Raw genomic sequence first — 13338 nt, forward strand, 5'->3', positions numbered from 1 at the left:
TCGTGTTCGATATCGGTTTTAGTGAACTTCTGCTGGTATTCGTGATTGGCCTCATCGTTTTGGGGCCACAGCGACTACCGGTAGCGGTAAAAACGGTAGTCAGCTGGATCCGTACGCTGCGGTCGCTGGCGGCTACCGTACAAAATGAAATAACCCAGGAATTAAAACTGCAGGAGTTTCAGGAAAGCCTTAAGAAGGTGGAAAAGGCCAGTCTGGATAACCTGACGCCTGAGCTAAAAGCATCTATGGATGAGCTGCGAGAAGCGGCTGAATCTATGAAGCGATCCTATTCCGCCCACGATCCTGAAAAAGCCAGCGACGAAGCCAACACGATTCATAACCCGGTTGTAAAAGGGAGTGAAGAGCAGCGCAAGGACGTGACGCCAGCAACGGCTGAACATCAGGCCAGCGCGCCTGAGCACGTACCTGAACCCGTGTCTGAAGAGCCCCCCGTTTCGCAGAGTGAAATCCCGGCAGAGAAAGTAAAAGTTGCCGTGGCGGCTTCCGATTCCTCCTCCCCCGTATCGAGTGATAAACAGTAAAAATGGGCGTAGACGATACTCAACCGCTAATTACGCATCTGATTGAGCTGCGCAAGCGCTTAATCAACAGCATTCTTGCGATTCTGGTCATTTTCCTGGCGTTGGTTTATTTCGCCAATGACATCTATCAGCTGGTTTCTGCGCCGCTTATTCGGCAGATGCCGGTTGGCGCGACTATGATCGCAACGGATGTGGCCTCGCCTTTCTTCACGCCAATCAAACTGACCTTCATGGTATCGATAATTTTGTCGGTGCCGGTCATTTTGTATCAGGTTTGGGCCTTTGTGGCGCCAGCGCTGTATAAGCACGAACGTCGATTGGTTATGCCGCTGCTGGTCTCCAGTACGTTGCTGTTCTATATCGGCATGGCTTTTGCCTACTTTGTTGTTTTCCCGCTGGCGTTTGGTTTTCTGACCCATGCGGCGCCGGAAGGCGTACAGGTCTCGACCGATATTCGCAGCTACCTCGACTTTGTGATGGCGTTGTTTATCGCCTTTGGCGTCTCATTTGAGGTTCCCGTGGCCATCGTCCTGCTGTGCTGGATGGGCGTCACCACGCCGGAAGACCTGCGTAAGAAACGCCCCTATGTTCTGGTTGGCGCATTTGTCGTTGGGATGCTGCTGACGCCGCCGGATGTGTTCTCGCAAACGCTGCTGGCGATTCCTATGTACTGCCTGTTTGAAGTCGGGGTCTTCTTCGCGCGGTTCTATACCGGTAAGCGCCTGACGCGTGACGAGGATGCCGCAGCCGAAGAGGCGCAGGGCAAAGAAGAATAAAGCGCAACCGCCCGTCAGGGCGGTTGCCGTATGGGAGTGATGATGTTTGATATCGGCGTGAATCTGACCAGCTCGCAGTTTTCCCGCGATCGGGACGAGGTTATTGCCCGAGCCCGGGCGGCGGGAGTCACAGGAATGCTGTTGACGGGGACCAACCTTCATGAAAGCGCGCAGGCGCAGCAGCTGGCGCATGGTTATTCCGGATGCTGGTCAACGGCCGGTGTTCATCCCCACGACAGCCGCAGCTGGACGGAATCGGCCGCGGCAGCGGTCTACGAGCTGGCCCGCGAGCCAGAGGTCGTTGCGATTGGCGAATGCGGGCTGGATTTCAACCGCAACTTTTCAACGCCTCAGGAGCAAGAGGCGGCGTTTAGCGCCCAGCTGGCGCTCGCTGCGGAACTGTCGATGCCGGTATTTTTGCACTGCCGCGATGCGCACGACCGTTTCCTGGCCCTGCTAACCCCGTGGCTTGATAAGCTTCCGGGGGCCGTGGTGCATTGCTTTACGGGTAGCCGCGAAGAGATGCGCGAATGCGTGGAGCTGGGATTATTTATTGGCATTACCGGCTGGGTATGCGATGAGCGTCGGGGGCTGGAGCTGCGGGCTCTCCTGGCCGATATCCCGGCCGATCGCCTGCTGATTGAGACCGATGCGCCGTATCTGCTGCCGCGGGATATGCAGCCAAAACCCGCTTCCCGCCGCAATGAGCCTGCATATCTGCCGCATATTCTGTCTCGTATCGCGGAGTGGCGCGGAGAAGAAGCGCCGTGGCTGGAAGAGATTACCGATGCTAACGTCAGAAGGCTCTTTGGCGTGCGTTTTTAGACGCCGTCAGATTTTATAAAAGTCAGTATTTTTGACGCTTTGTAATACCTGCTTGTTAAGCAGATTCAGCAGCAGCATAGAGCGGGCTTCGCCATCCGGTTCGGTAAAGATAGCCTGGAGACCCTCAAAGGCGCCATCGGTGATCAGCACGCTGTCGCCTTCATGCGGCGTTTCCGGGTCGGTAATACCTTCCGGTTTGTAGATGGAGAGCTGATGAATAACCGCAGACGGCACGATCGCGGGCAGCGCGCCGAAACGCACAAAGCTGTTCACGCCGCGCGTTGCGCTGATGGTGGTGGTATGAATCACTTCCGGGTCAAACTCGATAAACAGATAGTTTGGGAACAGGGGTTCGCTGACCGTCGTGCGTTTACCGCGGACGATTTTTTCCAGTTCGATCGTTGGCATCAGGCAATTGACGGCCTGCCGCTCGAGATGTTCCTGGGCGCGCTCAAGCTGCCCACGTTTGCAATAAAGTAAATACCAGGCTTGCATAATAACTCTTTCCACTCTACTAGCAGCAAGCATAACAAAAGGCCGGGGCGATCGCGAAATCATTGCAGTTGAAAGCTAAATTTCAGCGTTCTTTCACGCTAATTTAACAAAAATACAGCATAGCTCCGGCGAACGCCGTATAATCAGCCGCCTGTATAGAGGTCAATAACAACTCCATGAAATACCACGATCTACGCGAATTTCTGACATTACTGGAGCAGCAGGGGGAATTGAAACGGATTTCCCTGCCGGTCGATCCTCATCTGGAAATTACCGAAATTGCCGATCGCACCTTGCGTGCTGGCGGTCCGGCCCTGCTATTTGAAAATCCTAAAGGCTACGCGATGCCGGTGTTGTGTAATCTTTTCGGCACGCCGCGGCGAGTTGCGCTGGGGATGGGGCAGGAGGATGTCAGTTCTCTGCGCGAAGTGGGTAAGCTCCTGGCATTCCTGAAAGAGCCGGAACCACCAAAAGGTTTCCGCGATCTGTTTGATAAGCTGCCGCAGTTCAAGCAGGTGCTGAATATGCCGACTAAGCGTCTGCGCGGGGCGCCATGCCAGCAAAAAATTATTCAGGGCGATGATGTCGATCTGGGCCGCATCCCGATCATGACCTGCTGGCCGGAAGATGCCGCACCGCTGATCACCTGGGGCCTGACGGTGACGCGCGGCCCGCATAAAGAGCGGCAAAATCTGGGCATTTATCGCCAGCAGCTGATTGGCAAGAACAAGCTGATTATGCGCTGGCTATCGCATCGCGGCGGCGCGCTGGATTTCCAGGAGTGGTGCGCAGCGCGCCCTGGCGAGCGTTTCCCGGTCTCCGTTGCGCTGGGTGCCGATCCGGCAACCATTCTCGGGGCGGTGACTCCGGTTCCCGACACCCTCTCCGAGTATGCATTTGCCGGGCTGCTGCGCGGTACGAAAACCGAAGTCGTGAAGTGCATCTCTAACGATCTGGAGGTGCCCGCCAGCGCAGAGATTGTGCTGGAAGGGTATATTGAAGTCGGTGAAATGGCGCCGGAAGGGCCGTATGGCGATCATACGGGCTACTACAATGAAGTGGATAATTTCCCGGTCTTTACCGTTACCCATATTACTCAGCGTGAAGACGCTATCTACCATTCGACCTACACCGGACGTCCGCCGGACGAACCCGCGGTACTGGGCGTTGCGCTGAACGAAGTCTTCGTCCCTATTCTGCAAAAGCAGTTTCCTGAGATTGTGGATTTCTATTTACCACCTGAAGGCTGCTCCTATCGCCTGGCGGTGGTCACGATGAAGAAGCAGTACGCCGGTCACGCGAAACGCGTCATGATGGGAGTCTGGTCCTTCCTCCGTCAGTTCATGTATACCAAGTTTGTTATCGTCTGCGATGATGATGTCAACGCGCGTGACTGGAATGATGTGATTTGGGCGATTACTACCCGTATGGACCCGGCGCGTGATACGGTAATGGTAGAAAATACGCCAATTGATTATCTGGATTTTGCCTCACCGGTTTCCGGTTTGGGTTCAAAAATGGGGCTGGATGCCACAAATAAATGGCCCGGTGAGACCCAGCGCGAGTGGGGTCGTCCGATTAAGAAAGATCCCGAGGTGACGGCGCGCGTTGACGCCATCTGGGATGAACTGGCCATCTTCAAATAACAGTAAGCGGGGCTACGCCGCTGTTTTGCACAATAGACCCGACAGAGGGGACGCATGACAACCTTAAGCTGTAAAGTGACCTCGGTGGAGGCGATTACCGATACTGTGTATCGCGTTCGATTAGTGCCGGAAGCGGCGTTTTCTTTCCGGGCTGGTCAGTATCTGATGGTCGTGATGGACGAACGCGATAAGCGCCCATTCTCCATGGCTTCTACGCCGTCGGAACAGGAGTTTATCGAACTGCATATCGGTGCATCTGAACTTAATCTGTATGCGATGGCAGTGATGGATCGGATCCTGAAAGAGCGTGAAATCGAGGTCGATCTGCCGCATGGCGAAGCCTGGCTGCGTGATGACGAAGAACGCCCGCTGATTTTAATCGCTGGGGGAACGGGCTTCTCTTACGTGCGTTCGATTTTGCTTACCGCGCTGGCGCGCAATCCAAACCGCGATATCGCTATCTATTGGGGCGGACGCGAAGCGAAGCATCTCTATGATCTGGCGGAACTGGAAGCATTAAGCGTTCAGCATCCGGGCTTACGCATCGAGCCCGTGGTTGAGCAGCCTGACGCTGAGTGGCGTGGCCGTACCGGAACCGTACTCACCGCGGTCCTGCAGGATTACGGTACGCTGGGCGATCATGATATCTATATTGCAGGTCGCTTCGAGATGGCTAAAATTGCCCGCGATCTGTTCTGCAACGAGCGCGGCGCCCGCGAAGAGCGTCTGTTTGGCGACGCGTTTGCCTTTATCTGATTGCCGCTGTGAAGGCATCCGGGCGTTGGTCCGGATGCTGTTCTAGCGCGCATCGCTAAAGTAAACGTACAGCGGTCGATCGTTTTCCAGCAAACAGAGCATTTTCCCTACGGGGTTCCCTTCTTTTTCCAGCGTGGCGGCTAACTGCGTCGCGATATGTTGGCTGCCTATCTTCTCATCATAGCGTTCGGTATTAATATTGGTGATGGTCAGGTCCTTGAGCCGCTCGCTTTCCGGATTCTGCGCCATTTTATTGATTCCCCATAAGAGGCATGCCTGAGCGTTATCCTGTTCGCTGGCAAGAGCAGCGCCAGAGAATGCGGTGAGCAGAAGTATGAAAGGGAGTGTTTTCATAAGTCGTTATTATCCTTAGTCAACGTGACGTATCCGGTGATAATAGCTGAATAGCGGAAATAAAAAACCCGCCCCTGACAGGCGGGAAGAACGGCAACTAAACCTTCTCCCCGTTATCATTCACGCTGCCTTTTTGTTGGCTGCGCTCGCTCACCCCGGTCACAGAGTTATCTATGCTCCCGGGGATTTGCTCGGTTGCCGCCGCGATGCCGCGCGAATGATTCAGGGAATTAACTCTTTGCTTAAACCCGCTCGAATACCGTCGCGATCCCCTGACCTAAACCAATACACATCGTTGCCAGGCCGAACTGCGCGTCTTTGCGCTCCATCTGGTTGATGAGCGTGGTGCTGATGCGCGCGCCTGAACAGCCGAGCGGATGGCCCAGGGCGATCGCGCCGCCGTTGAGATTGATCTTCTCGTCGATCTGTTCCATCAGTCCCAGATCTTTAATGCACGGCAGGATCTGCGCGGCAAAAGCTTCGTTCATCTCGAACACATCGATATCGCTGGTGGTGAGCCCGGCTTTTTTCAGCGCCAGCTTTGACGCGGGAACCGGGCCGTAGCCCATTATTGACGGGTCGCAGCCGACGACGGCCATCGAACGCACGCGAGCGCGAGGCTTCAGGCCCAGCTCGCGGGCGCGACTTTCGCTCATTAACAGCATGGCTGCGGCGCCATCGGAGAGGGCAGAAGAGGTACCCGCCGTTACGGTACCGGTGACGGGATCGAACGCGGGCCTCAGCGCAGCCAGCGCTTCTACCGTCGTCTCCGGGCGAATCACTTCATCATAGCTGTATGACTTCAGTACGCCGTCGGCGTCGTGACCGCCGGTCGGAACAATCTCCGTTTTGAATGCGCCAGATTGCGTCGCGGCCCAGGCGCGGGCGTGGGAGCGGGCTGCAAACTGATCCTGCATTTCCCGGCTGATGCCGTGCAGGCGCGCCAGCATTTCTGCGGTCAGCCCCATCATCCCGGCGGCTTTAGCGACGTTCCGGCTCAGGCCCGGGTGAAAATCCACACCATGGCTCATCGGGACGTGGCCCATATGTTCTACGCCGCCAATCAGGCATACGCTGGCATCGCCGGTCATGATCATGCGGGCCGCGTCGTGAAGCGCCTGCATGGAAGAACCGCACAGTCGATTGACCGTGTTGGCGGGCACGGAATGCGGGATTTCCGCCAGCAGCGCCGCGTTGCGGGCAATATTGAAACCCTGTTCAAGGGTCTGCTGAACGCAGCCCCAGTAAATATCATCAATGGCGCTTGCTTCAAGGGATGGATTACGTGAAAGCAGGCTACGCATCAGGTGCGCGGAGAGATCTTCCGCGCGCACATGGCGAAAGGCGCCGCCCTTCGAACGGCCCATCGGGGTACGAACTGCATCGACAATGACAACCTGTTCCATTGTGACTCCTTAAGCCGTTTTCAGCTCGCCTGGCGCACGGGCAGGCTCAACCGGGGGATAGTACGGTTCGTTATGACGCGCTTTGCTGCGCAATCCTTCCGGCACGTCATACAGCGGACCGAGATGCTGATACTGCTGCGCCATATCGAGATATTTTGCGCTACCGAGGGTATCCAGCCAGCGGAACGCGCCGCCGTGGAACGGAGGGAAGCCGAGACCATAGACCAGCGCCATATCGGCTTCCGCCGGGCTGGCGATAATGCCCTCTTCAAGACAACGCACCACTTCGTTGACCATCGGGATCATCATGCGGGCGATAATCTCTTCATCGCTGAAATCACGCTTCGGCTGGCTGACTTCTGCCAGCAGGTTATCGACTGCGGCATCCTCTTCCTTCTTCGGCTTACCTTTGCTGTCTTCTTTGTAGCGCCAGAAGCCGAGGCCATTTTTCTGGCCGAAACGGTTAGCGTCGAACAGCGCATCGATCGCATCGCGATAATCTTTCTGCATCCGCTGCGGGAAGCCCGCCGCCATGACTGCCTGCGCGTGATGCGCGGTATCAATGCCAACGACGTCCAGCAGATAGGCCGGGCCCATCGGCCAGCCAAACTGCTTTTCCATCACTTTGTCGACTTTGCGGAAGTCTGCGCCGTCGCGCAGCAGCTGGCTGAAACCGGCGAAGTAGGGGAACAGCACGCGGTTAACAAAGAAACCGGGGCAGTCGTTGACCACTATTGGCGTTTTACCCATTTTGCTGGCCCAGGCGACCACTTTCGCAATGGTTTCGTCCGAGCTTTTTTCACCGCGAATAATCTCGACCAGCGGCATCCGGTGCACCGGATTAAAGAAGTGCATTCCGCAGAAGTTTTCCGGGCGCTTCAGTACGCTGGCCAACTCGCTGATGGGAATGGTGGAGGTATTCGATGCCAGCACGGTATCCGGACGGACTTTGTCTTCCGTTTCCGCCAGCACCGCTTTTTTCACTTTCGGATTCTCAACAACGGCTTCGACCACGACGTCCACGCGCTCAAAGCCGGCGTAATCCAGGGTTGGCTGAATAGTGGAAATAACGCCAGCCATTTTGAGACCATCGATTTTGCCGCGCTCAAGCTGTTTATTCAGCAATTTGGCCGCTTCGGTCATGCCGAGCGTCAGCGATTTGTCGTTGATATCTTTCATGACTACCGGCACGCCTTTCCATGCCGATTGGTATGCAATGCCGCCGCCCATAATCCCCGCGCCCAGTACGGCCGCGTGTTTTGGCGTGTCGGTATCTTTAGTCAGCTTCTTCGCTTTCGCTTTAACATACTGATCGTTAAGGAAGATACCTACCAGCGCCCGCGCCTCGTGGGTATGCGCCAGCGGGACAAAACTTTTGTTTTCCAGATTCAAGGCTTCTTCGCGGCCAAAGCGGGCGGCGGCTTCAATGGTTTTAACGGCAGTAATGGGCGCAGGGTAGTGTTTCCCGGCGGTTTGCGCCACCATGCCTTTGGCGATGGTAAAACTCATCGCGGCTTCAATTTTACTCAGGTGAAGAGGCTCCAGCTTCGGCTGGCGCTTCGCCTTCCAGTCCAGGTCACCTTTAATGGCCTGACGCAGAATTGCTATCGCGCCATCGAGCAGTTTTTCATGTTTAACCACGCCATCGACGAGGCCGATTTTTAAGGCCTGTTCGGCGCCAACGTCTTTACCTGCGGCAATGATTTCCAGCGCGCTGTCCGCGCCAAGCATCCGCGGCATCCGCACCGAGCCGCCAAAGCCCGGCATGATACCCAGCTTCGTTTCCGGCAGGCCAATGCGCAAATCCGGCGTCGCCAGGCGATAATCGGTCGCCAGCACGCATTCGCAGCCGCCGCCCAGCGCATAGCCGTTGACGGCGGAAATAGTGGGAACCGGTAAATCTTCCAGGCGATTAAATACGCTATTGGCGAAATGCAGCCACTGGCTTAACTGTTCTTGCGGAACCAGGAACAGGGAAAGAAATTCAGTGATATCCGCACCGACGATAAAGGCTGCTTTCTCAGAGCGCAGCAGTAGCCCTTGCAGATCTTTTTGTTTTTCGAGCACGTCCAGCGCTTCACCGAGGCTGGCTACGGTTGCGGTATCAAGCTTATTGACCGAGCCGGGGGCATCGAATACCAGTTCGGCAATGCCGTCTTCCCGCCAGTCGAGGTACAGGGTGTCGCCTTTGTAGAGCATGTCAGTCTCCTGAATCCAGCAATATGATCTGGTCGTACCAGATGCAACGGAGTGTGGAATTTATGTTAAGAAAATGCAAATAAGTCTTTAAATAAATGCTGGTCGGATCACACCCGCTAGAGATCACCCCGTCTGGAGCCAATGTGCTAAGATGCGAAGATTCACGATCCAATAAAATCAAAGGATAAAAGATGGAATCCCTGGCCGGTCTCTATAAAAATCATATCGTTACCTTACAAGAACGCACCCGCGATGTTCTGGCCCGCTTTAAGCTGGATGCTCTGTTGATTCACTCAGGTGAACTGGTCAACGTCTTTCTTGACGATCATCCGTATCCATTTAAGGTCAACCCACAGTTCAAAGCCTGGGTACCGGTTACGCAGGTTCCGAACTGCTGGCTGCTGGTGGACGGCGTCAACAAACCAAAGCTGTGGTTCTATCTGCCGGTTGATTACTGGCATAACGTAGAACCGTTGCCGACGTCATTCTGGACCGAAGAGGTGGAGGTGATCGCCCTGCCGAAAGCGGATGGTATCGGCAGCCAGCTGCCTGCCGCGCGTGGCAATATCGCTTATATCGGACCGGTACCGGAACGTGCGCTGGGGCTGGATATTGCGGCGGATAAAATCAACCCGAAAGGGGCGATCGATTATCTGCACTACTATCGCTCTTATAAAACTGACTATGAGCTGGCCTGTATGCGTGAAGCGCAGAAGTCGGCGGTTAACGGTCATCAGGCTGCTCATGAAGCTTTCCTCTCCGGGATGAGCGAGTTTGATATCAACCAGGCCTATCTGACCGCGACCGGCCATCGCGACACTGATGTGCCGTACAGCAATATTGTGGCGCTGAACGAGCATGCCTCCGTACTGCATTACACAAAGCTTGATCATCGTGCGCCTGCAGAGATGCGTAGCTTCCTGCTGGATGCGGGCGCGGAATACAACGGCTATGCAGCCGACCTGACCCGTACCTGGGCGGCGCATGGCGATAATGACTATGCTCAGTTGATTAAAGACGTTAATGATGAACAGCTGGCGCTGATTAGCACCATGAAGGCGGGCGTGAGCTACGTGGATTATCATGTCCAGTTCCATCAGCGCATCGCCAAACTGCTGCGTAAACATCAGATAGTCAAAGACATGAGCGAAGAAGCGATGGTGGAAAATGACCTGACCGGACCATTTATGCCGCACGGTATTGGCCACCCCTTAGGTCTGCAGGTTCATGACGTTGCTGGTTTTATGCAGGATGATACCGGTACCCACCAGGCCGCGCCGGCAAAATATCCTTACCTGCGCTGCACGCGCGTTCTGCAGCCGCGCATGGTGTTGACGATCGAGCCGGGTATCTACTTTATCGAATCGCTGCTGGCGCCGTGGCGCGAAGGACAGTTCAGCAAACACTTTAACTGGCAGAAAATTGAAGCGCTGAAACCCTTTGGCGGTATCCGTATCGAAGACAACGTCGTGATCCACGAAAACAGCATCGAAAATATGACGCGCGATCTGAAACTGGCGTAATGGAAAGCTGGTTGATACCGGCCGAGCCGGTCACCGTCGTTGAAGAGATCAAAAAGAGCCGCTTTATTACGCTGTTGGCCCATACCGATGGCGTAGCGGCGGCAAAGGCGTTTGTCGAGTCAGTCAGGGCGGATCACCCGGATGCGCGTCATCACTGCGTAGCGTGGGTTGCAGGGCCGCCAAATGATTCTCAGCAGCTGGGTTTTTCCGACGATGGCGAACCGGCGGGAACGGCGGGGAAACCAATGCTGGCGCAGTTGATGGGCAGCGGCGTCGGCGAGATAACCGCTGTCGTCGTGCGCTACTACGGTGGTATTCTGCTGGGCACCGGCGGCCTGGTGAAAGCGTATGGCGGCGGTGTACATCAGGCGCTAGCGCAGCTCACAACACAGCGCAAGACGCCGCTCACCGCATATACTTTGCAGTGTGAATACGGGCAGTTGGCCGGGATTGAAACGCTGTTGGCTCAGTTCTCAGGAAAAATTGTCGAAAGCGAATATCAGGCGTCTGTTCAGCTGCGCGTGGCGCTTCCCCAGGCTGAAGTGGCGCTATTTTCAGCAAAGCTGGCTGATTTTAGTCGCGGTTCGTTGCAATTACTGAAGATTGACGAATAATCCCCACCTGATTTTTTTGCATATCAAAGGAAGCGCCAGAGATGCATTTTCGCGCGATAACCCGAATCGTTGGACTGTTGGTCATTTTGTTTTCGGGGACGATGATCCTTCCGGGATTAATAGCTCTGATATATCGCGATGGTGCGGGGCGAGCGTTTACCCAGACCTTTTTCGTTGCCCTGGCCATCGGTTCGCTGCTGTGGTGGCCTAATCGTCGTGAGAAGGGAGAACTGAAATCCCGGGAAGGATTTCTGATTGTGGTTCTCTTCTGGACCGTGCTGGGTAGCGTGGGGGCATTGCCGTTTATCTTTGCGGAGCAGCCGAACCTGACGGTGACGGATGCATTCTTTGAATCTTTCTCCGGTCTGACAACGACGGGGGCAACCACGCTGGTGGGGCTCGATTCGTTACCCCATGCTATTCTTTTCTACCGGCAGATGCTGCAGTGGTTTGGCGGGATGGGGATCATCGTTCTGGCGGTAGCGATACTGCCGATACTGGGCGTCGGGGGGATGCAGCTGTATCGGGCCGAAATGCCCGGACCGCTGAAAGATAACAAAATGCGGCCGCGGATTGCAGAGACGGCAAAAACGCTGTGGCTTATTTATGTCCTGCTGACGGTGGCCTGCGCGTTGGCGCTGTGGTTTGCCGGGATGCCGGCATTTGACGCCATCGGCCATAGCTTCTCTACTATCGCGATTGGCGGGTTCTCCACCCATGATGCCAGCGTGGGTTACTTTAATAGCCCAACAATTAACTCCATTATTGCGGTTTTCCTGCTGATTTCTGGCTGTAACTACGGCCTGCACTTTTCATTACTGAGCGGGCGCAGCCTGAAAGTGTACTGGCGAGACCCTGAATTCCGTATGTTTATCGGCGTGCAGTTTACGCTGGTGGTGGTATGCACCCTTGTACTGTGGCTGCATGACGTCTATAGCTCGGCGTTAATGACGGTCAACCAGGCGTTTTTCCAGGTGGTGTCGATGGCGACAACGGCGGGCTTCACGACAGACAGTATTGCGCGCTGGCCGCTATTTTTGCCGGTGCTCTTGCTATGTTCGGCTTTCATCGGCGGCTGCGCCGGGTCCACCGGCGGTGGACTAAAGGTTATTCGTATCCTGCTGCTTTTTAAGCAAGGCAACCGCGAGCTTAAACGTCTGGTACACCCTAATGCGGTCTACAGTATTAAACTGGGAAACCGTGCACTGCCGGAGCGTATCCTCGAAGCCGTCTGGGGATTCTTCTCCGCGTATGCGCTGGTGTTTATCATCAGTATGCTGGCGATAATTGCTACCGGCGTGGATGATTTCTCGGCCTTTGCTTCAGTCGTCGCCACGCTGAACAACCTTGGACCGGGACTGGGCGTAGTGGCGGATAACTTTGCCACGATGAACCCTGTCGCGAAATGGATCTTGATTGCTAATATGCTGTTTGGTCGTCTGGAAGTGTTCACCTTACTGGTGCTATTTACTCCGACTTTCTGGCGCGAATAACAGGAGTGCCTGTGAAAACTTTGATTCTCTTTTCCACCCGCGACGGACAGACGCGCGAGATCGCCTCGTTTTTGGCCTCTGAACTAAAAGAGCAGGGGATCGATTCGGACACGGTTGATCTCAACCGCACTAACGAGGTGGAGTGGCCTTTATACGATCGCGTTGTGATAGGCGCATCAATCCGCTACGGTCATTTTCATCCAGCGCTGGAACGGTTTGTAAAAACGCATCTTCAATCGCTACAGGCGCTGCCGGGGGCTTTTTTCTCGGTCAACCTCGTGGCGCGTAAGCCAGAAAAACGAACGCCGCAAACTAATAGCTACACGCGCAAGTTTCTGCTCAACTCGCCCTGGCAGCCCCAGCATTGCGCAGTGTTTGCCGGTGCGCTCCGCTATCCACGCTATCGCTGGTACGATCGCTTTATGATCCGTCTTATTATGAAGATGACCGACGGCGAGACCGATGTCAGTAAAGAAGTGGTCTATACCGACTGGCAGCAGGTAGGCAGATTTGCGCGGGAAATTGCGCAAATGACCAGCAAATAGCGCGTTAAATCACCCCGATGATGGAAAGTTGAGCGAATGAAAAGTTTTTTGAAATTTCCCCTTGTCACTTCGTAATTACTCCCTATAATGCGCTCCCACTGACACGGAACAACGGCTTACAGCCCGCCGGGTCAGCGGGATTCAGCGATGAATACCGGCAGAGA

13 protein-coding genes are annotated in these 13338 nt (G+C 55.2%); 9 read left to right on the forward strand and 4 right to left on the reverse strand.

The annotated features are described in order from the left end of the window. Positions 1–2 precede the first annotated feature (2 nt). The 3 genes from tatB to tatD are packed head-to-tail and all read left to right on the forward strand — an operon-like array spanning position 3 to position 2143. A complete protein-coding gene (gene tatB / locus K2184_RS24500) occupies positions 3–542 on the forward strand; it encodes a Sec-independent protein translocase protein TatB (protein ID WP_016808230.1) in 540 nt (179 codons plus the stop codon). A gap of 2 nt (positions 543–544) precedes the next feature. Continuing rightward, positions 545–1318, forward strand: a complete 774-nt coding sequence (gene tatC, locus K2184_RS24505) for a Sec-independent protein translocase subunit TatC (protein ID WP_004107787.1) — start codon at positions 545–547, stop codon at positions 1316–1318. A 30-nt stretch (positions 1319–1348) separates the two neighbouring features. Then, on the forward strand, positions 1349–2143 hold the full coding sequence (gene tatD / locus K2184_RS24510; protein WP_160887395.1) for a 3'-5' ssDNA/RNA exonuclease TatD: 795 nt from the start codon (positions 1349–1351) through the stop codon (positions 2141–2143). A 6-nt stretch (positions 2144–2149) separates the two neighbouring features. On the opposite strand, the gene rfaH is transcribed toward tatD, so the two are convergent. Beyond that, on the reverse strand, positions 2150–2638 hold the full coding sequence (gene rfaH, locus K2184_RS24515) for a transcription/translation regulatory transformer protein RfaH (protein WP_004097595.1): 489 nt from the start codon (positions 2636–2638) through the stop codon (positions 2150–2152). Positions 2639–2814: 176 nt separating this feature from the next. On the opposite strand from rfaH, the gene ubiD reads away from it, so the two are divergent. Beyond that, a complete protein-coding gene (gene ubiD / locus K2184_RS24520; protein ID WP_004107790.1) occupies positions 2815–4284 on the forward strand; it encodes a 4-hydroxy-3-polyprenylbenzoate decarboxylase in 1470 nt (489 codons plus the stop codon). A gap of 54 nt (positions 4285–4338) precedes the next feature. After that, positions 4339–5040, forward strand: a complete 702-nt coding sequence (gene fre, locus K2184_RS24525) for an NAD(P)H-flavin reductase (RefSeq protein ID WP_004107791.1) — start codon at positions 4339–4341, stop codon at positions 5038–5040. Between the two features lie 42 nt (positions 5041–5082). On the opposite strand, the gene K2184_RS24530 is transcribed toward fre, so the two are convergent. The 3 genes from K2184_RS24530 to fadB all read right to left on the reverse strand — a co-directional run bounded on the left by K2184_RS24530 (position 5083) and on the right by fadB (position 8999). Continuing rightward, the gene (locus K2184_RS24530) at positions 5083–5394 is read right to left on the reverse strand and encodes a hypothetical protein (protein WP_017145174.1); all 312 of its coding nucleotides are present in this window, start codon (positions 5392–5394) and stop codon (positions 5083–5085) included. Positions 5395–5636: 242 nt separating this feature from the next. Next, positions 5637–6800 carry an acetyl-CoA C-acyltransferase FadA gene (gene fadA, locus K2184_RS24535; RefSeq protein WP_017145173.1) on the reverse strand — a complete coding sequence of 388 codons (1164 nt, stop codon included), beginning with the start codon at positions 6798–6800 and terminating at the stop codon, positions 5637–5639. Between the two features lie 9 nt (positions 6801–6809). After that, a complete protein-coding gene (fadB, locus tag K2184_RS24540) occupies positions 6810–8999 on the reverse strand; it encodes a fatty acid oxidation complex subunit alpha FadB (protein ID WP_004107796.1) in 2190 nt (729 codons plus the stop codon). Between the two features lie 191 nt (positions 9000–9190). On the opposite strand from fadB, the gene pepQ reads away from it, so the two are divergent. From pepQ to hemG, 4 genes are read left to right on the forward strand one after another with little or no spacing between them, the layout of a single operon-like run. Next, positions 9191–10522 (forward strand): Xaa-Pro dipeptidase, encoded by a 1332-nt coding sequence (gene pepQ / locus K2184_RS24545; RefSeq protein ID WP_004107798.1) that lies wholly within the window; start codon positions 9191–9193, stop codon positions 10520–10522. Continuing rightward, complete coding sequence (locus tag K2184_RS24550) at positions 10522–11136, forward strand: IMPACT family protein (RefSeq protein WP_004107800.1); 615 nt, start codon at positions 10522–10524, stop codon at positions 11134–11136. Before pepQ ends, K2184_RS24550 begins: the two co-directional genes overlap by 1 nt. A gap of 41 nt (positions 11137–11177) precedes the next feature. Next, positions 11178–12629 (forward strand): Trk system potassium transporter TrkH, encoded by a 1452-nt coding sequence (gene trkH / locus K2184_RS24555; RefSeq protein ID WP_004107802.1) that lies wholly within the window; start codon positions 11178–11180, stop codon positions 12627–12629. Between the two features lie 11 nt (positions 12630–12640). Further along, a complete protein-coding gene (hemG, locus tag K2184_RS24560; protein ID WP_004107806.1) occupies positions 12641–13174 on the forward strand; it encodes a menaquinone-dependent protoporphyrinogen IX dehydrogenase in 534 nt (177 codons plus the stop codon). Positions 13175–13338 lie beyond the last annotated feature (164 nt).

This window comes from Klebsiella sp. K5-306 (genome assembly GCF_051835185.1).
Lineage (GTDB): Bacteria > Pseudomonadota > Gammaproteobacteria > Enterobacterales > Enterobacteriaceae > Klebsiella > Klebsiella oxytoca.

What these genes read in the sequence shown, in the direction of transcription:
- tatC (WP_004107787.1), top strand. Translation starts at nt 545, where the DNA reads ATGGGCGTAGACGATACTCAACCGCTAATTACGCATCTGATTGAGCTG.
- tatD (WP_160887395.1), top strand. Translation starts at nt 1,349, where the DNA reads ATGGGAGTGATGATGTTTGATATCGGCGTGAATCTGACCAGCTCGCAG.
- rfaH (WP_004097595.1), bottom strand. Translation starts at nt 2,638, where the DNA reads ATGCAAGCCTGGTATTTACTTTATTGCAAACGTGGGCAGCTTGAGCGC.
- ubiD (WP_004107790.1), top strand. Translation starts at nt 2,815, where the DNA reads ATGAAATACCACGATCTACGCGAATTTCTGACATTACTGGAGCAGCAG.
- fre (WP_004107791.1), top strand. Translation starts at nt 4,339, where the DNA reads ATGACAACCTTAAGCTGTAAAGTGACCTCGGTGGAGGCGATTACCGAT.
- K2184_RS24530 (WP_017145174.1), bottom strand. Translation starts at nt 5,394, where the DNA reads ATGAAAACACTCCCTTTCATACTTCTGCTCACCGCATTCTCTGGCGCT.
- fadA (WP_017145173.1), bottom strand. Translation starts at nt 6,800, where the DNA reads ATGGAACAGGTTGTCATTGTCGATGCAGTTCGTACCCCGATGGGCCGT.
- fadB (WP_004107796.1), bottom strand. Translation starts at nt 8,999, where the DNA reads ATGCTCTACAAAGGCGACACCCTGTACCTCGACTGGCGGGAAGACGGC.
- pepQ (WP_004107798.1), top strand. Translation starts at nt 9,191, where the DNA reads ATGGAATCCCTGGCCGGTCTCTATAAAAATCATATCGTTACCTTACAA.
- K2184_RS24550 (WP_004107800.1), top strand. Translation starts at nt 10,522, where the DNA reads ATGGAAAGCTGGTTGATACCGGCCGAGCCGGTCACCGTCGTTGAAGAG.
- trkH (WP_004107802.1), top strand. Translation starts at nt 11,178, where the DNA reads ATGCATTTTCGCGCGATAACCCGAATCGTTGGACTGTTGGTCATTTTG.